The sequence below is a fragment of the Trujillonella endophytica genome (genome assembly GCF_900110555.1).
Classification (GTDB): domain Bacteria; phylum Actinomycetota; class Actinomycetes; order Mycobacteriales; family Geodermatophilaceae; genus Trujillonella; species Trujillonella endophytica.
Map to the genome: position 1 here is coordinate 59,253 of NZ_FOEE01000009.1, position 24,698 is coordinate 83,950.

The following is a 24,698-nucleotide window of genomic DNA, read 5'->3' on the forward strand; positions in this document are numbered from 1 at the left end:
GGGAGGACTCCCTCGGTCCGGGGCGGTTCTCCCCCGCCGTGGCGGGGATGCGGTCGGATCAGACCGGCTGCGGCTCCGGGGCCAGCTTCTTGCTCGTGTCGAGGCCGACGACGGCGGCGAGGGTGCCGCCGAGGATGGCGGCGCGGTCCTCGTCGGGCACGCCCTCGAAGTTCTCCTCGATGGCCGCGGCGCTCTCGCGGAAGGTCCCCTCGGCATGCGGGTAGTCGTTACCCCACATGATCGTCGACAGCCCGGTGATGTGGCGGGCCTTCACCGCCGTCGGGTCGTCGGCGAACTGCACGTGGATCTGGCGCTGCACGTACTCGCTGGGCTTGAGCGGCAGCGGCCACTTGGTGTTGATGTTGAACAGGCGACCCATCGTGGGCTGGTCGGTCGGCGGGCGGGAGTCGTCCCAGAAGCCGAGCCACCAGTTCTCGTCCTGGCCGGTGCCCTTGCGCCAGGCCCGGTCCATGAAGCCCATGTAGGAGACCAGCCAGCCGGCGCTGAACTCGACCAGGTTGAAGTGCAGGTTCGGGAAGCGCTCGCACGCGCCGCTGCTGATCAGGGCGGCGATGATGTTCTGCGGGCTGGCCGCGCCGGTGTTGCCACCGCCCCGCGTGCGCTGGGTCGCCATCTGGTCGGTCAGCTGACCCTTGCCCATGTTGACGGCCATCATCAGACCCTTGACGGTGCTCGCGGTCTGGGACTGCCCCTCGTCCACCTTCACGCCGCCGGTGGCGACGTGGAAGAAGACGGGCAGTCCGTGCGCCTGGGCCGCCGCCCAGACCGGGTCGTACTCGCGCGACCAGTAGGGCATGGGCGGAACCTCGGGCAGCAGGACGGCCCGGAAGCCCAGCCGCGCCGCACGCTCGATCTCGGCGACCGCATCGGGGATGTGCGTGAGCGGGATGGCCGCCGTCGGGACCATGCGGTTGCTGTAGGGCAGGTAGCGCTCGGCGACCCAGTCGTTGTAGACGCGGGCGTGCGCCATCGACAGCTCGTGGTCGTCGGTGAACAGCACGAACAGCGAGAGGTTGGGGAACATCACCGCCGCGTCGACGCCGTCGATGTCCATGTCGCGCAGGATGTGCTCGGGCTCGCCGTCGGGCGTGGGGCCGCCCTTCTGGCGGTACTTGGAGATCGTCCAGCCGTCGAAGCCAATGGTGTGCAGCTTCTTGAACTCGGTGTGACCGCCGGGGACGATCGGCTCGTCGAGGGTGAACTCCTCCTCCCACAGCGCGCGCTCGCGCAGGTGGACGGGCAGCCGGGTCTTGAACAGGTCGGCGGGCTCGATGATGTGCGCGTCCCCCGACACGACGAATTCCTTGAAAGCCACGGAGTTCCCTCTCGCTATTTGCACACCTCTGGGCGACATCTGCATGGCCAAGGTAATGCAGGTCACCGGGCCCGGCAAGGGTCGAAAGGCAGCACGCCAGGGCGACGCGGGGTGCACTCCCGGCCGCCGGCGGCTCCAGCCCGTCCGGACTCTTTCACCGTGCGCTCTGGATTTCCAGAACGATGTTCTGGCATGCTCCCCGAATCCGGAGACCTGGAACACACCGGCGGACCGCTTCCCCGTCGTCGGCCTGCCGACGGCGTGCGCCCTCCGCTCCCCCGCGGCCGTTCCCGGTCGTCGTCCGGACACCCACCGCCGTACCCCAGAGCGTGAGGAGCTCCCCCGTGAAGGTCAGCGTCGACTCGAACGTCTGCCAGGGACACACGCTGTGCGCGATGACCGCGCCCGACCTCTTCGTCCTGAGCGACGAGGACGGTCACGCGTCCGCTGTCGGCGGGGACGTCCCGCCGAACCGTGAGGCGGCCGCCCGCGAGGCGGCACGGACCTGCCCCGAGCAGGCCGTCGTCCTGTCCTGAGCGCCCGACGACCGACAGAGTTGGAGACAGCCATGAGCATCGACCAGGTCAACCCCGCCCCCGCAGGGGACGACGCGCGCCGGCAGCCGCGGATCGACGTCGACCGGCACAGCACGGTGTGGCGCACGGAGTTCCGCACGCTGTCCGACGATCTCCCGGCGAACGCCCCCATCGCCTGGAACGAGACCTACGGCGGCTACTGGATGGTCACGGGGAACAAGGAGGTCTTCGACATCGTCCGCCGCGCGGACGTCCTCTCCAACGACAACGACATCCACTTCGAGCGCAACGGCTACGACGGCATCCAGATCCCTCCGCCCCCGCGGGAGCAGCGGGTCGTCCGCGGCGGGATCCTCGAGATGGACCCGCCGGAGCAGCGGTACTACCGCAACGTCATGAACCCCTACCTGTCCCCCGCGGCGGTGGCACGGTGGCAGCCCGTCATGGACGAGCTCGTGCGGGCCTGCCTGGACGATCACATCGAGTCGGGCCGGATCGACTTCGTCGACGACCTGGCGAACATCGTGCCCGCGGTGCTGACCATGGCGATGCTGGGCCTGCCGCTCGAGGACTGGGTCGTCTACTGCGAGCCGTCGCACGCGACCGTCTACACCCATCCGGACTCGCCGGAGATCGTCCGGGTCCGCGAGCTGCAGAACCAGATGGGCATGCGGGCGATGCAGAGCATCGCCCAGCTGCGGACCGACCCCCGGCCGGGCCTCATCGACGGGCTCATCAAGGCCGACATCAGCGGTCACAGCCCCGACGACATGGAGGTGCTGTCCCAGGTCACGCTCCTCATCGGCGGCGGGTTCGACACCACGACGGCGCTGACGGCGCACGCCCTGGAGTGGCTGTCGGAGAACCCCGACCAGCGGGAGCGGCTGGTCCGGGAGTGGGAGGAGCTCCGCGACAGTGCCACCGAGGAGTTCCTCCGCTACTACACCCCCGCCCCCGGCGACGGCCGGACGTTCTCCGCGGACGTCGAGATCGACGGCAAGCAGTTCAAGGAGGGCGAGCGGCTCTGGGTCGGCTGGGCGACGTCCAACCGCGATCCGGGCCTCTTCGAGGACCCGCACGAGATCAAGCTCGACCGCAAGGGCAACCGGCACTCGAGCTTCGGCCTGGGCATCCACCGGTGCATCGGCTCCAACGTCGCCCGCGCGACGTTCAAGACGATGCTCAAGGGCGCCCTCGACCGGATGCCGGACTTCGTCTGCGACCCGGCCGGCGCGGTGCACTACGACACCACCGGCACGATCAACGGGATGAAGCACCTGCCGGCCACCTTCACCCCGGGCAAGCGCCTCGGCCCCGGTGTGACGGAGACCGTGGCCGGCCTCCAGCGGATCGTCGACGAGCAGCGGCTGGCCGAGCCGGTCACCGCCCGCAAGCAGGCCCGCCTCACCGACTGATCACCCTCCGGGCGCCGGTGCCCGGCCCGCGGACCGCTTCCGTGGGCCGGGCACCGGCGCAGCCCACGATCAGGAGCAGCGCGTCGGACGACGTCGGTCGAGCCGCCCGGCCGCTAGGACGTCGGTGGGGCGATCCGCACCGTGAGGCGGTCGAACACCTCGGCCAGCGCAGCCGCGAAGGGCCGCGCGGGGTCGGGCCGCCACTGCACGTGCGCGGTGCCGGAGACCGACAGCGCGATGTCCAGCAGGAGCGCAGCCTCCGGCTCGGCGCCCGGCGCGGCCCGGTCGCGGACGAACTCCCGCAGGTCCACGTAGAACGGGTGCGTGTGACCGGCCGAGTGGGCGTGCAGCTCCGGTGACCGCTCGTAGAGCAGCCGGACCGCGAGCGCCTGGTCCGCGGAGAGCGCGGCGAAGTCGACCAGGATCGCGACGAGGGAGTCCCACAGCTCCTCGTCCGCCGGCCGGTCGAACAGCCTCGACCAGGCCTCCCGGTCCCCCGGCGCGGGGTCCTGGATCACGGCCGGCTTGCTCGCGAAGTAGTTGAAGAACGTCGCGCGGGAGACGCCCGCCGCGGCGGCGATGTCCTCGACGCTCACCGCGTCGAAGCCGCGCTCGGCGATCAGCCGGTACGCCGCCTCGCGGATGGCCAGCCAGGTCTCCCGGCGCATCCGCTCGCGGACGGGGACGACCGGCTCAGGCGCGCTCACCGGGCCATCATCCAGTCGGCGGACCGACCGGCACGCCACGGCCCCGGGGAACGGCACCAGCCGACGCCGGTGGGGCAGGCGCGGTGCGCGCCTGCCCCACCGCATCAGACGAGGCCGAGGTCCTTGCGTGCCTGCTCCCTGCGGTGCGGCAGGAACTCGCTCGGCCACACCGGGTCGCCCGCGGTGTAGTCCCGCAGCAGCAGCTTCGAGAGGACGACCTGGTGCACCTCGGTCGGGCCGTCGGTCAGGGCCTGGATCTCCCCGCCGTGCAGGATGCTCATCAGGGGCAGCTCGTTGCTGATGCCGAGAGCCCCGTGCATGTGCACCGCGCGGCGTGCGATGTCGTGGATGACCGAGCCGACCAGGATCTGGATCGCCGAGACGTCCTTGCGGACCTGCCGCCAGTCGTGGCACTGGTCGTACTGCCACGCCGTGTAGAGGACGTACAGCCGGAACTGGGCCAGCTGGGCGTAGGAGTTGGCCAGGTCCATCTGCACGGCCTGCTTGTCGGCGAGCAGCTGCCCCTTGGTGCGCCGGGAGAGGGCGCGCTCGGCCATCATGTCGATGGCCTTCTGGCAGTCCCCGATCGCGCGCATGGCCGCGTGCAGCCGGCCGCCGCCGAGCCGGGTCTGCGAGACGGCGAACGCCTCCCCCGGGGCGCCGAGGATCGAGTCCGCCGGCACGCGGGCCCCGCGGAACTCGATCAGCGCGTGCGCGCCGTCGTCCGGGGTCTCCCCCCAGAGGCCGGTCTGACGCACGAACGTCATCCCGGGCGTGCCCTTCGGCACGATGAACATCGACATGCGGCTGGTCAGCGGGGCGTCGGGGTCGGTGACCGCCATGACGATGAGGAACTCCGCCCATCGCGCGTGCGAGGCCCAGTACTTGTCGCCGGTGATCACCCACTCGTCGCCGTCCCGGACGGCCCGGGTGGTGAACTGCGACGGGTCGGCACCGCCAGCGGGTTCGGTCATGGCGAAGCACGACACGATGTCACCGCCCAGGAGCGGCTCGAGGTACTCCGCCTTCTGGTCCTCCGTGCCGTACGCCGCGAGGATCTCGGCGTTGCCGGTGTCCGGGGCCATGGTCCCGAAGATCGAGGCTCCCCAGCGGCTCTGGCCGATGACCTCGTGCAGCAGGGCCAGCTTCAGCTGCCCGTACCCCTGCCCCCCGAGGTCGGGTCCGAGCTGCGTCGCCCACAGGCCGTGGTCGCGCACCTCCTGCTTGAGCGGACCGACGATCGCGCGGACCTCGTCGGCGTACGGCCGCTTGAACTGGTCCGAGGGCCAGACGTAGTCCAGCGGCTTGACCTTCGTCCGGACGAACTCCCGGGCCCAGTCGAGCTTCTCCTGGTACTCCGGGTCGGTGCTGAAGTCCCACGCCATCGGGGTTCCTCTTCTCCTCGGGTCGCCGGGTCGCGCGCGCAGCGGCGCCACCGGGCAGGTCGGGGACGGTCGGGCGCCCCCACCGCAGCCTGACAGAACCTCGTTCTGAAACGCAAGAACACCAGCCGGACGACGAGCCGTTCGACGCGAGGTTCCCGGGCGACCCTTGCCAGAACCCGGTTCCGGGGCCTAAGAACGACGCACTGACAGAGACGTAGACCACATGGCGTCAGCGCTCAGAGCAAGGAGTGACCCGCGCCGCGCCGCGGCCGCGGGAGCACCGAGGGGTGGGGCATGACGCGCGGTAGACCAGAGCTGCTCGAGGCCGGCGACGAGACGATCGACGACGCGGTACGCCATGCGGACCCGATGGTGCTCCGCGGGCTGCTGTACCAGCTCACGGGGGACGAGGAACTCGTCGACGTCCCGCTGGCGATGACGGTGGTCGGCGGGTGCCGGGAGATGTACCGCATCGCCGAGCGGTCCGACGTCGAGCGGATCCGGGCGAAGGCGGCCGCGTTCCTCCGGGAGTACCGGGACTCCGGCGCCGGCGACCTGCCCATCGGCCCCCGGGAGCGGCTGCACCGGAGCCTGAGCCTCACGGCCGGCGTCGAGGTGGACCCGCGCGAGCTGGAGCTGTGGGTGGAGGAGCTGGCGCTCGACCCGCTGGCCCGTGGCCTGCGCTGGCCGGAGGGGACCCCGCCCGAGGGGACGGCGGACTTCTCGGTGCTCGTCATCGGGGCCGGCATGGGCGGTCTGAACGCGGCGGCACTGCTGAAGCAGGCCGGCATCGCCTTCACGGTGCTGGAGAAGAACTCCGCGGTCGGCGGCACCTGGTACGAGAACCGCTACCCGGGAGCGCGGGTGGACTCCCCCAGCCGGGTCTACACGCACGTCTACGGCGTCGACTTCCCGCACCCGTACCCCTACTGCCCGCAGGAGGTGAACGAGGGGTACTTCAACTGGGTCGCCGACACCTTCGACCTGCGCGACGCCATCCGGCTGCACACCGAGGTGACGTCCATCGTGTGGGACGACGCCGAGCAGGTCTGGGAGGTCACGGCGGAGGATCTGGACGGCACCCGCACCTGGCGCGCGAACGCCGTCATCAGCGCGGTCGGCTTCCTGTCCCGGCCGAACATCCCGAAGCTCCCGGGGATCGAGCAGTTCCGGGGCAGGTGGTGCCACACCGCCCGGTGGCCGGCCGACCTGGACCTCACCGGCGCGCGGGTCGCCGTGATCGGCACCGGGTGCACCGGCTACCAGCTGATCCCCGAGATCGTGGCCGACGCCGAGCACGTGTACGTGTTCCAGCGGTCGCCGAACTGGATCTACCACGCGCCCGGTTACCTCGATCCGTATCCGGACCAGGTCACCTGGCTGGACCGCAACCTCCCCTACCTGACCAACTTCTCCCGCTTCTCGGTCTCCTACATGCAGCGCCCGCAGAACACGCTGACCGCGCTGCTCGTCGATCCGGACTTCGCCGACGAGCACGCGGTGAGCGCGGTCAACAAGGCGATCCGGGACGAGCGGATGGCGTTCCTGCGGAAGAAGCTGGGGTCCCGCCCCGACCTGCTGGAGGCGATGACGCCGACGGCGCCGCCGATGTCGGCCCGCCCGGTCCTGGTCGACCAGGACCACAGCATCCTCGACATGCTCCTGCGCGACGACGTCACGCTCGAGACCCGGGGCGTCCGGCGGGTCACCGAGGACGCCGTCGAGCTGCCCGACGGGACCCGTCACGAGGTCGACGTCATCGTGCTGGCGACGGGCTTCCGGGCCAACGACTTCCTGTGGCCGATGGAGGTCCGCGGCCGGGGCGGCCGGCGGATCGAGGAACTCTGGGCGAAGGACGGCGCCCGCGCCTACCTCGGCTCGATGCTCCCGGGCTTCCCGAACTTCTTCATGGTCTACGGACCCAACACGAACACCCTGTCGGGCATGCAGGTCGTCGACATGGAGGAGCTCACGACCCGGTTCGCGCTGGAGAGCATCGCCGGACTGCTCGAGCAGCGGCGGCGGTCCGTCGAGGTCACCGAGGACGCGTACTGGCGCTTCAACGGGGTCCTGGACGCCGCCGAGCAGTTCATGACCTACATGGACCCGCGGCAGTCCAACTACTACCAGAACGACTTCGGCCGGTCGGCGGCCAACAATCCGCTCGACACGAGGCTGCTCTGGAACTGGCTGCGCGATCCCGCGGGCCGCCGGACGGCGGACGCGCCGCTGGAGATCGACGAGACCCTCCTCGACCAGTACGACGCCGTGCACCCGCGCTTCGGCGCCGACCTGGTCGTCGAGTGACCGCGCCGGAGGTGCCCGTCGCCGCGGTCCGGGCGGTCCCGCCCTACGACACCGAGCTGATCCAGGTCCACGCGCCGTACGCGCGCGACCGGGTGACCCTCGCGCCCGAGATGATCCCGGTGGTCCGCCCGGTGATCGCGTCCACGGCCGCGCACGCGCTCGCCGGGCGCCCGATCATCGCGACCGACCACACGGTCCCCGGCCTCCCGGGCGCACCGGACGTGACGGTCACCGTCCTCGAGCGCCCCGACCGCCGGCGGGGCGGGCCGGCGGTCCTCTACCTGCACGGCGGCGGGCTGGTCATCGGCGACCGCTTCTTCGGCCTGGGCCCGGTGCTGGGCTGGGTGGAGGACCTGGACGCCGTCCTGGTGACCGTCGAGTACCGGCTGGCCCCGGAGCACCCCTACCCCGCCGCGCTCGACGACTGCGCCGCCGCGCTGTCCTGGCTGGCCGCCGAGGCCGCCCCCCTCGGCGTCGACCCCGGCCGGCTGGTCCTGGCGGGCGCGAGCGCGGGCGGCGGCCTGGCGGCGGGCCTGGCCCTGCGGGTCCGGGACTCCGGCGGCCCGGCGCTCGCCGCGCAGGTGCTGATCTACCCGATGCTCGACGACCGCAACGACACGGTGTCCAGCCGCCAGTTCGACGGCTTCGGCCGGTGGGACCGCGGCAGCAACGACACCGGCTGGGACGCCTACCTGGGCGACCGCCGAGGAACCGACGCCGTCGAGGCGTACGCGGCCCCCGGGCGGGCGCCGGACCTCTCGGGACTCCCCCCGACCTACATCGACGTCGGCAGCGCCGAGGTGTTCCGCGACGAGGACGTCGCCTACGCCTCGCAGCTGTGGGCGGACGGCGGCGAGTGCGAGCTGCACGTGTGGCCGGGGGGCTTCCACGCCTTCGACATGGAGGCCCCGACCGCCCGGCTGTCGGCGGCGATGGTCGAGACCCGGACGGCGTGGCTGCGGCGCACGCTGCTCCGCTGAGGACGGGAGACACGATGGACCGGCTGAGCAACAGGGTCGCCCTGGTCACGGGAGCGGCCAACGGGATCGGCGAGGCCACGGCGTACCGGCTGGCCGCGGAGGGCGCCGCCGTCGTGGTGACCGACATCGACGACGAGCGGGGACGGGCCGTGGTGGCGGCGCTCGCCGCGAACGGCGCGCGGGCCGCCTACCTGCACCACGACGTGGCCTCGGAGACGGACTGGCAGCACGCGGTCGAGGCCACCGTCGAACGATTCGGCGCCCTCGACGTGCTGGTCAACAACGCCGGGGTGCACGGCGAGCGCGAGTCCATCGAGGACGTGACCCTCGCCGCGTGGGAGCGGAGCATCGCCATCCTGCAGACCGGGGTGTTCCTCGGCATGCGGTGCGCTACGCCCGCGCTCCGCGCCTCCCCGCACGCCTCGGTGGTCAACATCAGCTCGATCTTCGGCGCCAGCGGCGGCTTCGGCGGCTCCCCCGCCTACCACGCCGCCAAGGGCGCGGTCCGGGTGCTCACCAAGAACGCCGCGGTGCACTGGGCCCGCGACGGCATCCGGGTGAACTCCATCCACCCCGGCTTCATCGACACCGGTCTGCTGGGGTCGGCGTCCACCGAGCAAGGCGGTGCGTCGGCCGGGATGCAGCAGGTGATGCTCGACGTCACGCCGATGGCCCGCCTCGGCCGGCCCGAAGAGGTCGCCGCCGGCGTCGCCTACCTCGCCGGCGACGACGCCGCGTTCGTCACCGGCTCGGAGCTCTACATCGACGGTGGGTTCAGCGCCCGATGACCGCCACGGGTGCACGGCGGGTGGCGTGGGTGACCGGGGCGAGCCGCGGCATGGGGGCGAACACGGCCGTGGAGCTCGCGCGCGCCGGTTTCGACGTCGCCCTCACGGCGCGGGACCAGGCCCGGCTGGAGGCCGTGGCCGACCAGGTGCGGGCCGCGGGCGGGGCCGCGCTGCCCGTCTCCGCCGACCTCGCCGACCGGGCGTCGGTCAGCGCCTTCGCCGAGGCCGCCGTCGACCGCTTCGGCCGCTGCGACGTCCTGTGCAACATCGGGGTCTACCAGGGGCCGGCGATGGCGACCGTCCTGCTCGACACCTCGCTGGACGAGCTCGCCGCCAGCCTGGAGGCCGACGTCGTCGCCCCCGCCCTGCTCTGCCGGCGGGCGCTGCCGCTCATGCTCGAGCACGGCCGCGGGACGATCGTGAACATGAGCTCCGGGGTGGCGACCCTGCAGCCCCGCGCGTCCGTCGCCACGAACGGGTGGAGCTTCGCGTACGCCGCCGGCAAGGCAGGCATCGACCGCCTCGCCGGCATCGTGAACGCCGAGCTGGGCGACCGGGGCATCCGGGCCTTCACCGTCGAGCCCGGCATCGTCGCCTACGGCGAGAAGCTCGCCGAGTACCTGGAGAAGTACTCCGGGGCGCCCGTGTCGCCCCCGGAGTCCATCGGCCCCGCGATCGTGTGGCTCGTCGACTCACCCGACGCCGACGAGCTCCTGCCGAAGCGGATCAACCTGCCGGGGCTGACGCACCGGTACGGGCTGCTGCCCGGCTGGGAGGGCCCCGGCTCCCCCGTGGCCGGGTGAACCGCGCCCGGGCCCGGCGTCCGGGTCAGGACGAGAGGCGGCCCCGAGCGGCCTTGGCGGCGCGCTTGGAGATCGCGAAGCGGTGCACCTCCGACGGCCCGTCGTAGACCCGGAAGGGACGCACCTCGCGGGCGATGCGGGCGATCGGCAGGTCGGCGGAGACGCCGAGTCCGCCGCACAGCTGCATCGCGCGGTCCACGACCCGCCCGATCGCCTCGCCGCCGAACGTCTTGGCGATCGACGTCTCCTGCGCGGCGGCCGAGCCGGCGTCCAGGGCGGCGCACGCCACGTCCAGCAGCGCCCGGGTGGCGGCCAGGTCGATCTCGTTCTCGGCGATGAGCTGCTGCGCCGGGCCGAGCTCGGCGACCGCGCTGCCGAAGCCCCGCCGCGCGACGGCGTACTCCACCGCGACCTCGTGCGCGCGGACGGCGGCACCCAGCCACCGCATCACGTGGGTCATCCGGGCCGGTCCCAGCCGCACCTGCGCGTAGCGGAACCCCTCGTCGACCTCGCCGAGCACCGCCTCGTCCGGGACGACGACGCCCTCGAACGTCACCTCGCAGTGCCCGCCGACCATGGACCGGTCCATCGTGGGCACGTGCCGGCCCACCTCGAGTCCGGCCGTCGCACCCGGCACCAGGAACATCGTGCCGCCCCCGCGGTCCCCGGCCTCGCCCCGCGTCCGGGCCATGACGATGAAGAAGCCGGCGCCGTCGGCACCGGTGATGAAGGTCTTCCGGCCGTCGATCCGCCACCCGCCGGCGACCCGCGTCCCCCGCGTGGTCAGCGCCGAGGGATCGGAGCCCGCGCCGGGCGCGGGCTCGGTCATCGCGAAGGCCGACCGCACGTCCCCGCGCACGAGCGGCGCGAGGAACTCCTCGCGCTGCGCCGGGGTGGCCACGTGCGCCAGCAGGTGCACGTTGCCCTCGTCCGGCGCCGCCGCGTTGATCGCCAGGCCCCCGAACAGCGACGTGCCCGCGGCCTCGAAGACCCGCGCGCGCCCGACCATCGACAGGCCCAGCCCGCCGAGCTCCACCGGGGCGTGCGGGGTCAGCAGCCCGCGCTCCCGGGCGCCGGCCTGCAGCTGCCGCCGCAGGTCGTCCCCGCCGGCCGCCGTCACGTCCCCGTCGAACCGGTCCTCGACCGGCAGCACCTCGGTGCGGACGAACTCCCGCGTGCGCTCCACCAGCTGCGGAACGTCGGCCTCGGGACCCGTCGGATCGGTCGTGCTGCTCACTGCTCTCCCTCAGGTGGATGACGTGGTGCGGCGGCCCAGCGCCGCGAGTCCGGCCGCGACCAGCTCGGGGACGGCCTCGCTCGCCCGCGCGGCGTCGCGGCCGGCATCGGCTCCGGCACCGGCGCGGTGGGCGATGCCCTCGGCGATGACCGCGAGCTTCAGGTGGGCCAGGCCCAGGTAGAACGGCCATCCCGCCAGGTCCCGGCCGGCGCCGCGGGCGTAGCGCTCGGCGAGCGCGTCGGCCGACGGCAGCCGGTCGCTGGTCCACGCCGCGGGGATCCCGAGGATCGTGTCCAGCGCGGGATGGCGGTAGACGCACATCAGCGCCACGTCGGTCAGCGGATCGCCCAGCGTGGACAGCTCCCAGTCGACGACCGCGAGCACCTGCGCCGGGTCCGACCGGCTCAGGATGGCGTTGTCGATGCGGTAGTCGCCGTGCACGACGGTGGCCGCGGACTCCGCGGGGACGGCGGCGGCGAGCAGCCCGTGCAGGCGCTCGAGGTCGGGCAGGTCACGGGTGCGGACCTGGTCCCACTGCCGGCGCCACAGCCGGACCTGCCGCTCGAGGAACCCCTCGGGCCGCCCGAGGCCGCGCAGCCCGACGGCGTCGACGTCGACGGCGTGCAGCGCCACGAGCACGTCGACCAGCGCCGCCGTCGTCCGCTCGACGTCGTCGTCGGACAGCGCCGCGAGGTCGTCGCGATCCCGGACCACGGCGCCGTCCACCCACTCGACGACCGTGAACGGCGCGCCCGTCACGGACACGTCCTCGCACAGGTCCACCGGCCGGGCGACGGGGACGGCCCCGACCAGCGCGCTCGTCACCCGGTACTCCCGGGCCACGTCGTGCGCGGAGGCGGTCAGGCCGGCCAGCGGCGGGCGGCGCACGGCCCACCGCGAGACCCCGTCCGTGACCGAGAAGGTCAGGTTGGACCGGCCGCCCGCGACGAGCTCGGCCACCAGCGGCCCGGCGACCGGCACGCCCACGGCGACCATGCGGGCGCGCAGTGCTGCCAGGTCCAGGCCGGGGTGCGTCACGACGGGCCGCGCAGCCGGGCGCGCAGCGTCGCCTTCTCGATCTTGCCGGTCGAGGTCTTCGGCAGCTCGGTGAAGGAGAACCGCCGGGGGACCTTGAAGCCCGCCAGGCTGGTGCGCAGGAACGCGATCAGGTCCTCGGGCTCCAGCGACGCTCCCGGCCGCACCGTCACGAAGGCGACCGGCACCTCTCCCCACCGCTCGTCGGGCGCCGCGACGACGGCGGACTCGACGACGTCGGGGTGGGCATCGAGGGCGCGCTCGACCTCGACGGAGGCGATGTTCTCCCCGCCGGAGATGATCACGTCCTTGGCGCGGTCCCGGAGCTCGACGTAGCCGTCCGGGTGGTGCACCCCCAGGTCGCCGGTGCGGAACCAGCCGTCGACGGTGGCCGCCTCGGTCGCCGCCGGGTCCCGGTAGTAGCCGAGCATCACGTCGTTGCCGCGCGCCACGATCTCCCCGATGGTGACGCCGTCCCGCGGCACGTCCGCGCCGTCGGCGTCGAGCACCCGCAGGGGCGTGGCGATGACGTTGCCGACGCCCTGCCGGGCGCGCAGGCGCGCCTGCTCGTCGGCCGGGCGCTCGTCCCAGGCGGGCTGCCAGTCGTTGACGGCGATCGGGCCGAACGTCTCCGTCAGCCCGTAGAGGTGCAGCACGTCCAGGCCCAGGCCGTCCAGCCGGGCCAGCAGGGTCGGCGTCGGCGGAGCGCCACCGGTCTGGACGGCGACCCGGTTCGCCGGCGCCGGGCCCTCCGCCTCCGGCGCGGCGGCCAGCATGGTCAGCACGGTGGGGGCCGCGCTGAAGTGGGTCACCGCGTCGGCGCGCAGAAGCTCCCAGATCCGGGGGACGTCGATGCCCGGCAGGCAGACGTGCGTGCCGCCGAGGGCGGTCACGCCCCAGGTGAGGCACCAGCCGTTGCAGTGGAACATCGGCAGCGTCCACAGGTACCGCGCTCCGGCGCCCATGCCGGTGTGCACGGTGAGCGCCAGGCTCTGCAGGTAGGCCCCGCGGTGGTGGACCAGCACGCCCTTGGGCCGGCCCGTGGTGCCGCTCGTGTAGTTGATCCCGAGCACCCCGCGCTCGTCGGCGCAGGGCACCGGAGCGGGCTCCGCGCGCGCCAGCAGGTCCTCGTACTCCGAGCCCGCGCCGGCGACGACCACCCGGACGCCGAGCCCGTCGGCCGCCTGCCGCGCCCGCTCGGCGAGGTCCGCGGTGGCCAGCAGCAGCCGGGCACCGGAGTGCTCGAGGACGTAGGCCAGCTCGGGAACCGACAGCCGGACGTTCAGCGGGACCAGCACCGCGCCGCGCATCGGGACGCCGTTGTGCGCCTCGAGCATCACGTGGCTGTTCGTGCAGAGCGCGGCCACGCGGTCGCCGGGCTCGACGCCCGCCGCGGCCAGCAGCCCGGTGAGCCGCAGCGCCCGGTCCAAGAACTCCCGGTAGGTGAATCTCAGCGCGCCGTCGACGATCGCCGTGCGCTCGCCGTGGACCTCCCCGGACCGGCGCAGGAAGTCGGTCGGGGTCAGTTCGGCGAAGGTGAAGTCGGCCATTCCGCGCTCACCTGCTCCCCGCGCGCGCCCCGGCGGCGGGTGCGGGCACCGCCGAGCCGGCGACCTCGGCCCCGGCGACCTCGGCCAGCCGGTCGACCACCTCGCCGACGGTGTCCCGGCGCAGGGCGTAGAACACCTTCCGTCCCCGTCGGCGCAGCTCGACCACGTCGGCCACGACCAGGACCCGCAGGTGGTAGCTGGCCATGTCCGGCGCGAGCCCCGTCGACTCCTCGATCGCGCCGCGCGCCACCTCCTCGCCCGAGGCGATCAGCCGCAGCATGTGGCGGCGGGTCGGGTGGGCGAGCACCCGGAAGAACTCGACCGTCCGGGCGGGGTCCTGGCCCACTGCGCTCACCGGCCGGTGAGGAAGTCGAGCATCAGCCGGTCGTAGGCCTCCGGCTGCTCCCACTGGGGCCAGTGGCCGGCGCCCGAGATCAGCTGGAACTCCCCACCCGGCAGCGTGTCCGCCATGGCCATCCCGGCGCCGGCGGGACCCGACGGGTCGTCGGAGGTCCAGATCACCAGCGCCGGGTTCCGGATCGACCGGAGCTCGTCGTCGCTGACCAGGTTCCGGGCCCGGATCTCGGGGTCCTGCAGGCACAGCAGGTGCCGCATCGAGTCGGCGAAGCCGGGCTGCGAGTAGATGCCGCGCCGGACGTCGACGAGCTCGTCGGTGACCGACGACGGATCGGCCATCAGCCACTCCAGCCGGGCGCGGATCCGCTCCGGGGACGGGTCGTCCGCGGCCGCCTGGCTCAGCGAGCGGATGCGCTCCATCACCTCGGGGGTCGCCATGGTGCCGCCGGGGGTGTTCAGCACCAGCCGGTCGACGAGCTCCGGGTGGGCCGCGGCGAACTTGATGGCGACCCAGCCGCCGAGCGACTCCCCGCACAGGTGCGCGGAGGAGATGCCCAGCACCTCCATCAGCTGCCGGAGGTGGTCGACGTAGTCGGCGATCTCCAGGTCCCGGTCGGCGTGGGTGGTGTATCCGTGGCCGGGGAAGTCGTAGGCGATCACCCGGTGGTCGCGGGCGAGCGCCTCCAGGTTGCGGGTGAACGCCTCCACGTGCCCGCCGGTGCCGTGCATGAGCACCAGGGCGGGACCCTCACCGGTCTCGAGCACCCGCGTGCGCCACTCCCCCACCTGCACGTAGCGCTGGGTCAGCGGCAGGTGGTTGATCGAGGTCCAGATGCTCATCGGGCTGCCTGTTCGAGAGAGGCCGCGCTCGGCTGCGGCACGGCGGTGACGGTCGCGAAGCCGGCGATCCACTCCGGGATCGGCCGGTAGAACGAGGAGCGCACGGTGTAGGGCCCCGTGGCGCCGAGGGTGGCGAAGGCCGCGATCCAGGTGCGGACCTCGTGGGCGGAGTGCCCGCCCTCGGCGACGAACCAGTCGTTGCTCTGCCCGTCGACCGCGCCGAGGTCACCGTCGGCCAGGGCGCGCAGCACCAGCCGGTCCCAGTCGGGGTTGAGCGGACGGAGCCCGGTGGCCCCACCGGCGAACTCGACGGCGGCAGCCAGGGTGCGGCCCTCGCGCTGGGCCCGCTGCTCCGCCGTCGGGTTGCGCCCGTGCGTGAGGCGCTGCGCGACCTCCGGCGGGGCCTCGGCCAGTCGCGGCACCGGCGGATCGTGCGACAGCCCGCCCGAGCCGAGCACGAGCACCCGCCGGTCGAGGCCGGCCAGCGTCCGGCCGATCGCCTGACCCAGGTGCCGCGCGCGGGAGGCCGGACCGAGGGGCTCGGCGACGCAGTTGATGAAGATCGGGACCACCGGGACGCTGGTCAGCGAGTCGAAGAGGAACGTCAGCGGCTGCACGAACCCGTGGTCGACCTGCATGGCCTCCGACAGTGCGAGGTCCACGCCGGCCTCCAGCGCGCCACGGGCGAGCGCGTACGCCACGTCCCGGTCGACGTCGAGCGGGCCGGCCGGCAGGCCGTAGTCGCCGACCGCGGTGGCCGCGGCGCCCACGCAGAACGGCGGCATCATGTCGTACAGGAAGCCGTTGTAGTGGTCGGGCGCGTAGATCACGACCAGCTCGGGGTCGAAGTCCGCGACGAAGTCGCGCGCCGCGCCGAGCACCTGGTCCACCTCGGCCCGCACCTCGGGCGCTGGGTCGTTCTTGCCGATCAGCGGCGAGTGCGAGGTCGCGACGAGGGCGATGGGCACGGGGCTCTCCTCTCGGTTCTCCGCCACCGACCGGTGCCGGGACAGGCGTCCGGGCGGTACCCGCCCGGACGCGCCGGCGCTCAGGCCTGGACGGCCTCGCGGGCGCCGGCGGGCCGGGCCGCCGTCCCGGCCGGGCTGTCGCCGGGAGCCGGGATCAGCCCGATCGCGTCGGCGACCGCCCGCACCATCGACGACGCCCGCTGGGCCGGGGAGGCGCCGGCGACGACGCGGTCGGGCCGGACCAGGACGACGGTGTCGCCCCGGGTGTCGAACCACTCCTTGAGCCGGCCGGTCCGGTCCCCGACCACGGTCACGTCGTCGGAGTCCTGGTCGGGCCAGGAGAGCTGGCACGCCGGGCGCAGCGCGACGAGCCGGCCGCCCAGCCGCTGGAAGCGGGCCAGCGCGTCGTCGTCGAGCAGCGCCCGCGGGTCGTTGTTCCACACGAGGAGGGCGAACCACGGGCCGAGGACGTCGTCCAGCCGGACGTCCTGCTGCGCCCGCGTGTCGACCCGGGGCTGCGGGAACAGCCGGCCGACCGGGGAGGGCTGCGCGACGGACTCGGCGAAGCTGAGCGCCCCGCTGGTGAAGGTCGGCATGGGCTTGAAGCGCATCTCGACCAGGTACCGCTTGGCCGAGGGGATCGCCGTGATGCCGCGGAAGAACACGTCGCGGGCCCGGGCCACGAGCTTGTTGGTCGGCGAGATGACCCGGCCGACGAGGGTGGACAGGTCGATCATCGAGCGGGCGTGGCCGTGCCGCTCGGCGTCGTAGCTGTCCAGGAGGCTCGCGTCGCAGCGGCCCTGGAGCACGGCGGCGAGCTTCCACGCGAGGTTGCTCGCGTCGCGGATCCCGCTGTTGAAGCCCTGCCCCTGCCACACGGGCATGAGGTGCGCGGCGTCGCCGGCCAGGAGCACCCGGCCGGCCCGGAAGTCCGACACGATCCGCGAGTGGTGGGTGTAGACGCGCTGGCGCACGATGTCGACCCGCTCGGGGTCGGGCACGAAGCCGGTGAGCAGGTCGGCGATGAAGCCGGGCTCCTCGACCATCTCCTCGGTCTCGCCGTCGAACAGCATGAACTCGAAGCGGCGGATGCCGTGCGGGATGCTGATGGAGGCATAGGGACGGCGCGGGTCGGCGCCGACGATGGCCCCGGGCTGGCCGAGCGGGTCGTTGCGCAGGTCGACGACCAGCCACCGGGTGCTGGAGGTCTTGCCCTCGAACCCGATGCCGAGTGCGGTGCGGGTGGCGCTGCGGCCGCCGTCGGCACCGACGACGTAGGAGGCGGTCACCTCACCGGGCTCCGGACCGTCCAGGGTGAGCGTCACGCCGGCGTCGTCCTGGCGCAGGCCGCTCATCCGGGTGCTCCAGCGCACCTCGATGTGGGGGTAGCGGTCGAGGCCACCGAGCGACACCTTGTCCGCGAGGGGCTGGACGAACCCGTTGCGGCGGGGCCAGCCGTACTCGTCGGTGCGCGGCGCGATCTCCGCGAGGACCTTCTTGTCCCCGTTCAGGAAGATCAGCCGCTGGTTGGGCACGGTGTGCGGCAGCACCTGCTCGACCAGCCCGGCGGTCTGGAAGGTGCGCAGGCACTCGTCGTCCATGCCGACACCCCGGGGGTAGTCGATGATCTCGGCGCGGTCCTCCACCACCAGGGCGCGAACTCCGTACTGCCCCAGCAGGTTCGCCGTCATGAGTCCGACGGGGCCGGCTCCGACGATCACCACGTCCCAGTGCGCCATGCCACCTCGTTCGTTATATGCAACAAGCGTTGAAGTATGTGAGCCAAAACGTAACAGCGGTGACATACCGGGTCAAGGGTGGCACGGGGTTCGCGCCGACCGCCCCCGGCCGGATCCCGGCGGTGCGCGGACCGGTCAGGGGGCCCCGCCCGGCAGGGAGCGCCGGCGGGCGATCGTGCTCGCCAGCCCCGCGGCGGCCGCGCGGACGGCGGTGACGTGCTGCTCGGGTCGCAGCCGCGTCGTCGGGCCGGTCACGCTGATCGCGGCGACGGCGTCGGTGCCGCCGACCAGGACCGGCGCGGCGACGCAGGTGATGCCCACGGCCGACTCCTCGTGCTCGAAGGCGACCCCCGCCTCGAGCACCTCGTCCAGCTGCCGGGCGAGGATCCCCGACGCCACGATCGTGCGCGGGGTGCGCCGCTCCAGCGGGCCGGCCAGCACCTCGCGCCGCAGCTCCGGACCGGCATGGGCGAGCAGCACCTTGCCCAGCGCCGTGCAGTGCAGCGGCATCCGCCCGCCGGTCCGGGACGGCGTCGCGGCCTGACGGTGCCCGCCGATCTTGGCCACGTAGACCACCTCCGCGCTCTCCCGGATGCCCAGGTGCACGGTCTCGTGCGTGCGCTCGTAGAGGTCCTGCAGGAACGGCATCGCGAGCTCGAGCAGGCTGCGTTCCACCGAGGCCCGCATGCCCAGCTCGAACAGACCCCCGCTGAGCCGGTAGCCGCCGTCGACCCGGTCGAGGAGGCGGTTGCCCACCAGCTCCCCCACCAGCCGGTGCACCGTCGCCTTGTGCAGCCCGGTCCGCCGCACCAGCTCGGCCAGCCCGACGACCTGGTCGTCGGGGGCGAACGCGCGCAGGATCGTCACGGCCTTGCCCAGGACGGTGTTGCGGTCCGTCTCCTCGCCCACGTCGCACCTCCGGCCGGCCACCGTATCGCTGAGCGAGACGCGGGGCTGGATCCGGGACGCCCGCGGAGGGACAGTCGCCACACACCACGTCGCCGGCCGGAAGCGGAGCATGAGCACCAGCCAGTACCAGGTCCCGGGTGGGCCCGTGACCGCGCCCACCACCACCGTCGCGCCCGACCGGGTCGCGGCCGCCGTCGACCGCCTGGTCGCCGCGCACTTCTCCGGCGTCGCCTGCGCCCCCGTCCGCGACCTCATCGGCCGCGACGACGTCGCGGCCGCGTACCAGGTCCAGCAGGGGCTCAACGCCGCCAAGGCGGCGCGCGGCGCCCGCGTCGTCGGCCGCAAGATCGGGGCGACGTCGGAGGCGGTGCAGCGGCAGCTCGGGGTGGACCAGCCCGACTTCGGCGTGCTCTTCGACGACATGGTCTACGCCGAGGACACGGTCATCCCGCTGTCCCGGCTGATCCAGCCCAAGGCCGAGGCGGAGGTCGCCTTCGTCCTCGCCGAGGACCTGGCCGAGGGCCCCCTGGACCTCGCCCAGGTCCGCGCGGCGATCGACCACGCCGTGGCGGCACTGGAGATCGTCGACAGCCGCATCACGGACTGGGACATCTCCTTCGCGGACACGGTCGCGGACAACGCGTCGTCCGGCGTCTACGTGCTCGGCGGTCAGCGCCGCAGCCTCGACGACCTCGAACCCGTCGACGTGACCATGTCGATGAGCATCGACGGCGAGGAGGTCTCGACCGGCACCGGTGCCGCCTGCCTCGGCGACCCGCTGGTCGCCGTCGCCTGGCTCGCCCACCAGGCCCGCACCTTCGGCGAGCCGCTGCGTGCGGGCCAGGTCGTCCTGTCCGGGGCCCTGGGCCCCATGCGCCCGATCCCTCCGGGCGCCACCGTCACCGCCGCGATCAGCGGCCTCGGCTCCGTCACCGCACAGTTCAGCACCCGGGAGGACCAGGCATGACAGCGAAGAAGACCAAGGTGGCCATCATCGGGTCGGGCAACATCGGCACCGACCTGATGATCAAGGTCCTGCGCGGCTCCGCCAACCTGGAGATGGGCGCGATGGTGGGCATCGACGCGGGCTCCGACGGGCTCCGCCGCGCCTCCCGGATGAAGGTGCCCACGACCCACGAGGGCGTCGAGGGCCTCATCGCGATGCCCGGGTTCGACGAGATCGAGATCGTCTTCGACGCGACGTCGGCGTCGGCCCACAAGGCCAACGCGGCCGCGCTCGCGCCGTACGGCAAGCGGCTGATCGACCTGACGCCCGCGGCGCTGGGGCCCTACGTCGTGCCCGCGGTCAACCTCGACGAGCACCTGGACGCCGAGAACCTCAACATGGTCACCTGCGGCGGCCAGGCGACCATCCCGATCGTCGCCGCGGTCTCCCGGATCGCGCCCACGCCGTACGCGGAGATCGTCGCCTCCATCGCGTCGAAGTCGGCCGGCCCCGGCACGCGGGCCAACATCGACGAGTTCACCGAGACGACGTCGCAGGCCATCGTCAGCGTCGGAGGCGCCGCGCGGGGCAAGGCGATCATCATCCTCAACCCCGCCGAGCCGCCGCTGATCATGCGCGACACGGTGTTCTGCCTGGTCGTGGCCCCGGACGAGGCCCTCCACGACGAGATCCGCGCGTCCGTCGAGAAGATGGTCGGGGACGTCGCCGCCTACGTGCCCGGCTACCGGCTCAAGCAGCAGGTGCAGATCACCGAGATCCCCGCCGACCAGCCGGTCGAGACCCTGCTCGCCGAGGGGACGACGACCCGGCCGACCCACCGCGTGTCCGTCTTCCTCGAGGTCGAGGGAGCGGCGCACTACCTGCCGGCCTACGCCGGCAACCTCGACATCATGACCTCCGCCGGCCTCCAGGTCGCCGAGCGGATCGCGGCTGCGAAGGAGAACGCGCGATGAGCGACGCCCAGGGCACGCCGATCTTCGTCCAGGACGTGACGCTGCGGGACGGCATGCACGCCATCCGGCACCGCATCAGCCCGGCCGACGTCCAGCGCATCGTCACGGCCCTCGACGCCGCGGGTGTCGACGCCATCGAGGTCGCCCACGGTGACGGTCTCGCCGGCGGGTCGCTGAACTACGGCCCCGGCTCGAACACCGACTGGGAGTGGATCGAGGCCGCCGCCGACGTGCTGCAGCGCGCCCGGCTCACCACGCTCCTGCTGCCCGGCGTCGGGACGGTCGAGGAGCTCAAGCACGCCTACAGCCTCGGCGTGCGCTCGGTGCGGATCGCCACGCACTGCACCGAGGCGGACGTCTCCGCGCAGCACATCTCGACCGCCCGCGAGATCGGCATGGACGTCTCCGGCTTCCTGATGATGAGCCACATGGCGCCGGCGGAGGAGCTGGCCCGGCAGGCCAAGCTGATGGAGTCCTACGGCGCGCACTGCGTGTACGTCACCGACTCCGGCGGCCGGCTCACGCTGACCGGTGTGGCCGAGCGGGTCCGCGCCTACCGGGAGGTCCTGGACGCCGACACCGAGATCGGCATCCACGCGCACGAGAACCTGTCGCTGTCGGTGGCCAACTCGGTCGTGGCGGTGGAGAACGGCGTGTACCGCGTCGACGCCTCGCTGGCCGGCCACGGAGCCGGTGCCGGCAACACCCCGATCGAGGCCTTCATCGCGGTCGCCGACATCTACGGCTTCGACCACCGGTGCGACGTCTTCGCGCTGCAGGACGCGGCCGACGACATCGTGCGACCGCTGCAGGACCGTCCCGTGCGGGTGGACCGCGAGACCCTCACCCTCGGCTACGCCGGGGTGTACTCGAGCTTCCTCCGGCACGCCGAGGCCGCGGCGGCCAGCTACGACCTCGACGTGCGGTCGATCCTGCTCGAATGCGGTCGCCGCAACCTGGTCGGCGGCCAGGAGGACATGATCGTCGACATCGCCCTCGACCTGGTCTCGGCGAAGGCCTGACCGGCCGGACCCGAGGTCTCCTCCGCCGCCCGGGGCACGGCCCCGGGCGGCGGGGTCCCGTTCCCGCGCCGGCTCAGCGCACCGTCGCGCTCAGCGAGTCGGCGGCCTTCACCACGCTGGCGGTGGCGTCGAGCGCCCGCTGCTCGAGGTGGGTGATGAGCGCGAGGCAGGCCCGCGGGTGCACGCCCCGGATCGGGGCGGCGACGGCGTGCGCCCCCGCCTCGACCTCGGACTGGCTGTAGGCGAAGCCCGCCTCCCGGACCCGGACCACGGGCTCCGGGTCCGCCGGATCCGCGGGGAGCGCCGAGCGGAGCGCATACGCCGCGGCGCCGCGGTCGAGCGGTGCCCGCTCGCCCTGGCGGAAGGCGATGTGGTGCCCAGCGGCCATCGGCCAGGCCATCTCGATCGCCACGGCGGACTCGCCCTCGACCACGAAGAGGGCCACCGACGCCCCGACCCGGTCGGCGAGTTCCTGCATCACCGGCAGGGCCGCGGACCGCAGACCCGGCAGGTAGGAGTGGGACAGCGCCGCGAGGCGGGCGCCCGCGTGATAGCGGCCGTCACGGCCGGCGTGCACGAAGCCGTAGTCGGCGAGTGTCTGCAGGATGCGGTAGGCGATGGACCGGTGCACGTCCAGCGTGCGCGCGAGGTCCTGCACGGTCATCCCGGTCGGGGACTCCACGACGGCGAGCAGCGCGTTGAGGCCGCGCGCGAGCGTCTGGGTCCCCGATTGGGGCGAACGTTCCTGGGCCGGGGGCACACCGGCAGGGTACGACGCCCCCCGGCCCCTCCGGCCCGCACCGCCGTGGCACCACCCCGGGAGGGGGACGCCGGCCGGGCCGCGAGCCGCCCGGCCGGCCTCGCTCAGCCCGCCGTCGGCGGGGCGAACACGGCGCGGAGGGCCTCGTAGATGTCGCGCAGGAACTGGGCGGTGCGCGGCGTCCGGGGCGGGGCGCCGAACCCGCCGTGGATGACCCCGGGGTAGACGTGCAGCTCCGTCGGCACGCCGGCCCCGGACAGCCGGACGGCGTAGTCGACGTTCTCGTCGAGGTAGGCGTCCACGTCCCCGACGCCCAGGAAGGCCGGCGCGAGCCCGGTCAGGTCCTGCGCGCGCGCCGGCGCCGCCGTCGGCGGGACGTCCCCGCCGGCCAGGGGCCCGAGGTAGGCCGCCCAGGCGAGTCGCTGCGCGCGGATGCTCCACAGCCCCGGGTGGCCGGGCTCCTCGATCGCGCGGATGGACGCCGTCACCTCCCGGTCGTCGAGCATCGGGTAGACGAGCAGCTGCAGCGCCGGCTGGGGGCGCCCGAGGTCCCGCAGCCGGAGGCAGAGCGCGGCGGCCAGCCCGGCGCCGGCGCTGGCCCCGCCCACGACGAGCCGCGCCGGGTCGACGCCGAGGGCAGCGGCGTCCTCGGCGACCCGGGTCCAGACGGTCTCCGCGTCGTCCAGCCCGGCCGGATAGGGGTGCTCGGGGGCGAGCCGCCAGTCGACGGAGACGACGGCGCAGCCGAGCTCGACCACCATCCGGTCCAGCCGGCCGTCGTTCTCGTCCAGGGTGCCCATGATGTAGCCGCCGCCGTGCAGCCAGACCAGGCACGGCAGCGGCCCGTCCGCGTCCGCGTCCGCCGGGCGGTACCAGCGCACCCGCACGTCGGGGCGCCCGTCGGTCCCGGCCACCACCTCGTCGGTGCGCCGGACGCGCGGGTCCGGCGGCGCCGGCGGCGCTCCGGCCGCCGCGTAGGTGGCCCGGATCGTGTCGATGCTCGTGAAGTCCCAGCGGGGCAGGAGCGGGAAGATCTCCAGCGTCCCCGGCTCGACCCGGGCGGTCACGTCGATCGCGGGCATGCGGCCTCCAGACGGCAGGGAGTGGTTCCGACGGTCATCCCACACCACCGGCCGGGGCCGCCGGGCACCCGGTCACGCGGGGGCGACGTCGACGACGACCTTGATCCCGCCGATGCTGCGGTCCGCCGCGACCCGGAACGCCTCCGCGGCGTCCTCGAGCGGGAACCGGTGCGTGATCAGGGTGTCGGCGATCTCCGGACGGGCGGCGAGCATCTCCGCCGCCTGCTGCATCTCGCGCCGCCCCTCGAACGCCGAGTACCCCAGCGACGCCACCAGCGTGACCTCCTTGCGCAGCAGCGAGGTGTAGGGCACGTCCAGGCCGCCGTAGTGGACGCCGAGGATCGAGATCCGCCCGCCCGGGCGCACCAGGTCCACGGCCGCGTGCAGCGCGCTGCCCGAGCCGGCCGCCTCGATCACCACGTCGTAGAGGTCGCCGTCGGGCTCGGCGAACCCGAGGCGCTCCCGCGCCGCGTGCTGGTGCGGGTGCCGCGCCACGAGCGCGACCTCGTCCGCTCCCTGGGCCGTGGCCGCGGCGGCGGCGAGCTGGCCGACGCTGCCGCCGCCGATCACCACGACCCGCGTGCCGGGACCCACGCCGCCCATCCGCGCGCCGTGCCACGACACCGAGGCCGGCTCCGCCAGCGAGGCGCTGCCCGAGTCCAGCCCGCGGGGCAGCGGGATCAGCTTGTGGCCGGGCACCTGGTACTGCTCGACCATGCCGCCGTCCTGCAGGATCCCGAGCGCGCGCTGGGTCGACAGCGCGCAGAGGTTGTTGCGGCCCTCGCGGCAGTAGTCGCACTCGCCGCAGCCGAACATGCCCTCGACCATGACGGGTGTGCCGTCGGCCCGGACGCCGGACAGCTCGTGGCCGAGGACCTTGGTCGTGCCCGCGGCCAGGTAGCCGAGATCGGAGGCGCAGATGCCGACCGCCCGCATCGTGATGACCTCGCCCGGGTGACCCGGGGGCTCGTCGAGCTCGACCAGGACCGGCGCGCCCTCGGAGCCTCGTACCGCCCGCATCC

At 73.5% G+C, this 24,698-nt stretch carries 23 protein-coding genes; 9 read left to right on the plus strand and 14 right to left on the minus strand.

From position 1 onward, the window contains the following. Window positions 1-58: 58 nt before the first annotated feature. A complete protein-coding gene (locus BMY88_RS14860; protein ID WP_211435671.1) occupies window positions 59-1,336 on the minus strand; it encodes an amidohydrolase family protein in 1,278 nt (425 codons plus the stop codon). A 344-nt stretch (window positions 1,337-1,680) separates the two neighbouring features. Between BMY88_RS14860 and BMY88_RS14865 the strand changes: the two genes are divergently transcribed. After that, window positions 1,681-1,872, plus strand: a complete 192-nt coding sequence (locus BMY88_RS14865) for a ferredoxin (RefSeq protein WP_091944937.1) — start codon at window positions 1,681-1,683, stop codon at window positions 1,870-1,872. Window positions 1,873-1,904: 32 nt separating this feature from the next. Beyond that, the gene (locus BMY88_RS14870; RefSeq protein WP_091944940.1) at window positions 1,905-3,287 is read left to right on the plus strand and encodes a cytochrome P450; all 1,383 of its coding nucleotides are present in this window, start codon (window positions 1,905-1,907) and stop codon (window positions 3,285-3,287) included. Between the two features lie 113 nt (window positions 3,288-3,400). On the opposite strand, the gene BMY88_RS14875 is transcribed toward BMY88_RS14870, so the two are convergent. Both BMY88_RS14875 and BMY88_RS14880 read right to left on the minus strand, forming a co-directional pair. After that, window positions 3,401-3,994, minus strand: a complete 594-nt coding sequence (locus BMY88_RS14875) for a TetR family transcriptional regulator (RefSeq protein ID WP_170861124.1) — start codon at window positions 3,992-3,994, stop codon at window positions 3,401-3,403. 104 nt (window positions 3,995-4,098) lie between these two features. Next, the gene (locus BMY88_RS14880) at window positions 4,099-5,379 is read right to left on the minus strand and encodes an acyl-CoA dehydrogenase family protein (RefSeq protein ID WP_091944945.1); all 1,281 of its coding nucleotides are present in this window, start codon (window positions 5,377-5,379) and stop codon (window positions 4,099-4,101) included. 294 nt (window positions 5,380-5,673) lie between these two features. Here BMY88_RS14880 and BMY88_RS14885 point away from each other — a divergent pair, with 294 nt between their 5' ends. Genes BMY88_RS14885 through BMY88_RS14900 form a run of 4 tightly spaced genes read left to right on the plus strand, consistent with a single transcriptional unit; the run spans window position 5,674 to window position 10,257 of the window. Further along, the gene (locus tag BMY88_RS14885; protein WP_091944949.1) at window positions 5,674-7,686 is read left to right on the plus strand and encodes a flavin-containing monooxygenase; all 2,013 of its coding nucleotides are present in this window, start codon (window positions 5,674-5,676) and stop codon (window positions 7,684-7,686) included. Then, entirely contained in the window at window positions 7,683-8,666 is a 984-nt protein-coding gene (locus tag BMY88_RS14890; RefSeq protein WP_211435672.1) for an alpha/beta hydrolase fold domain-containing protein, read from the plus strand. The genes BMY88_RS14885 and BMY88_RS14890 overlap by 4 nt, the downstream gene beginning before the upstream one ends. A 14-nt stretch (window positions 8,667-8,680) precedes the next feature. Then, window positions 8,681-9,454, plus strand: coding sequence for an SDR family NAD(P)-dependent oxidoreductase (locus BMY88_RS14895; RefSeq protein WP_091944952.1), 774 nt, complete (start codon window positions 8,681-8,683; stop codon window positions 9,452-9,454). Next, window positions 9,451-10,257: an SDR family NAD(P)-dependent oxidoreductase gene (locus BMY88_RS14900; RefSeq protein WP_091944956.1), complete on the plus strand. Its 807-nt coding sequence runs from the start codon at window positions 9,451-9,453 to the stop codon at window positions 10,255-10,257. Before BMY88_RS14895 ends, BMY88_RS14900 begins: the two co-directional genes overlap by 4 nt. Window positions 10,258-10,282: 25 nt before the next feature. Here BMY88_RS14900 and BMY88_RS14905 read toward each other — a convergent pair whose 3' ends face one another. The 8 genes from BMY88_RS14905 to BMY88_RS14940 all read right to left on the minus strand — a co-directional run bounded on the left by BMY88_RS14905 (window position 10,283) and on the right by BMY88_RS14940 (window position 18,892). After that, window positions 10,283-11,494, minus strand: coding sequence for an acyl-CoA dehydrogenase family protein (locus tag BMY88_RS14905; protein ID WP_091944959.1), 1,212 nt, complete (start codon window positions 11,492-11,494; stop codon window positions 10,283-10,285). 9 nt (window positions 11,495-11,503) lie between these two features. Further along, the gene (locus BMY88_RS14910) at window positions 11,504-12,532 is read right to left on the minus strand and encodes a phosphotransferase family protein (protein WP_211435673.1); all 1,029 of its coding nucleotides are present in this window, start codon (window positions 12,530-12,532) and stop codon (window positions 11,504-11,506) included. After that, entirely contained in the window at window positions 12,529-14,079 is a 1,551-nt protein-coding gene (locus BMY88_RS14915; RefSeq protein ID WP_091944962.1) for an acyl--CoA ligase family protein, read from the minus strand. The genes BMY88_RS14910 and BMY88_RS14915 overlap by 4 nt, the downstream gene beginning before the upstream one ends. 7 nt (window positions 14,080-14,086) lie before the next feature. Next, window positions 14,087-14,434, minus strand: a complete 348-nt coding sequence (locus tag BMY88_RS14920) for an ArsR/SmtB family transcription factor (protein WP_139220489.1) — start codon at window positions 14,432-14,434, stop codon at window positions 14,087-14,089. Then, entirely contained in the window at window positions 14,431-15,276 is an 846-nt protein-coding gene (locus BMY88_RS14925; protein WP_091944968.1) for an alpha/beta fold hydrolase, read from the minus strand. The genes BMY88_RS14920 and BMY88_RS14925 overlap by 4 nt, the downstream gene beginning before the upstream one ends. Continuing rightward, window positions 15,273-16,244, minus strand: coding sequence for a 3-carboxyethylcatechol 2,3-dioxygenase (locus BMY88_RS14930; protein WP_091944971.1), 972 nt, complete (start codon window positions 16,242-16,244; stop codon window positions 15,273-15,275). Before BMY88_RS14930 ends, BMY88_RS14925 begins: the two co-directional genes overlap by 4 nt. A gap of 80 nt (window positions 16,245-16,324) precedes the next feature. Further along, the gene (locus BMY88_RS14935; RefSeq protein ID WP_091944974.1) at window positions 16,325-17,983 is read right to left on the minus strand and encodes a bifunctional 3-(3-hydroxy-phenyl)propionate/3-hydroxycinnamic acid hydroxylase; all 1,659 of its coding nucleotides are present in this window, start codon (window positions 17,981-17,983) and stop codon (window positions 16,325-16,327) included. A gap of 135 nt (window positions 17,984-18,118) precedes the next feature. Then, window positions 18,119-18,892 carry an IclR family transcriptional regulator gene (locus BMY88_RS14940; protein WP_211435674.1) on the minus strand — a complete coding sequence of 258 codons (774 nt, stop codon included), beginning with the start codon at window positions 18,890-18,892 and terminating at the stop codon, window positions 18,119-18,121. 109 nt (window positions 18,893-19,001) lie between these two features. On the opposite strand from BMY88_RS14940, the gene BMY88_RS14945 reads away from it, so the two are divergent. The 3 genes from BMY88_RS14945 to dmpG are packed head-to-tail and all read left to right on the plus strand — an operon-like array spanning window position 19,002 to window position 21,834. Then, on the plus strand, window positions 19,002-19,859 hold the full coding sequence (locus tag BMY88_RS14945) for a 2-keto-4-pentenoate hydratase (RefSeq protein WP_091944978.1): 858 nt from the start codon (window positions 19,002-19,004) through the stop codon (window positions 19,857-19,859). Further along, the gene (locus BMY88_RS14950) at window positions 19,856-20,812 is read left to right on the plus strand and encodes an acetaldehyde dehydrogenase (acetylating) (protein ID WP_091944981.1); all 957 of its coding nucleotides are present in this window, start codon (window positions 19,856-19,858) and stop codon (window positions 20,810-20,812) included. The genes BMY88_RS14945 and BMY88_RS14950 overlap by 4 nt, the downstream gene beginning before the upstream one ends. After that, entirely contained in the window at window positions 20,809-21,834 is a 1,026-nt protein-coding gene (gene dmpG / locus BMY88_RS14955; protein WP_091944985.1) for a 4-hydroxy-2-oxovalerate aldolase, read from the plus strand. The genes BMY88_RS14950 and dmpG overlap by 4 nt, the downstream gene beginning before the upstream one ends. A 73-nt stretch (window positions 21,835-21,907) precedes the next feature. On the opposite strand, the gene BMY88_RS14960 is transcribed toward dmpG, so the two are convergent. The 3 genes from BMY88_RS14960 to BMY88_RS14970 form a co-directional block, all read right to left on the minus strand. After that, window positions 21,908-22,594, minus strand: coding sequence for an IclR family transcriptional regulator (locus tag BMY88_RS14960; RefSeq protein WP_091944988.1), 687 nt, complete (start codon window positions 22,592-22,594; stop codon window positions 21,908-21,910). A 104-nt stretch (window positions 22,595-22,698) separates the two neighbouring features. Beyond that, complete coding sequence (locus BMY88_RS14965; RefSeq protein ID WP_091944991.1) at window positions 22,699-23,676, minus strand: alpha/beta hydrolase; 978 nt, start codon at window positions 23,674-23,676, stop codon at window positions 22,699-22,701. Window positions 23,677-23,748: 72 nt separating this feature from the next. Further along, a complete protein-coding gene (locus tag BMY88_RS14970) occupies window positions 23,749-24,696 on the minus strand; it encodes a zinc-dependent alcohol dehydrogenase (RefSeq protein ID WP_091944994.1) in 948 nt (315 codons plus the stop codon). Window positions 24,697-24,698 lie beyond the last annotated feature (2 nt).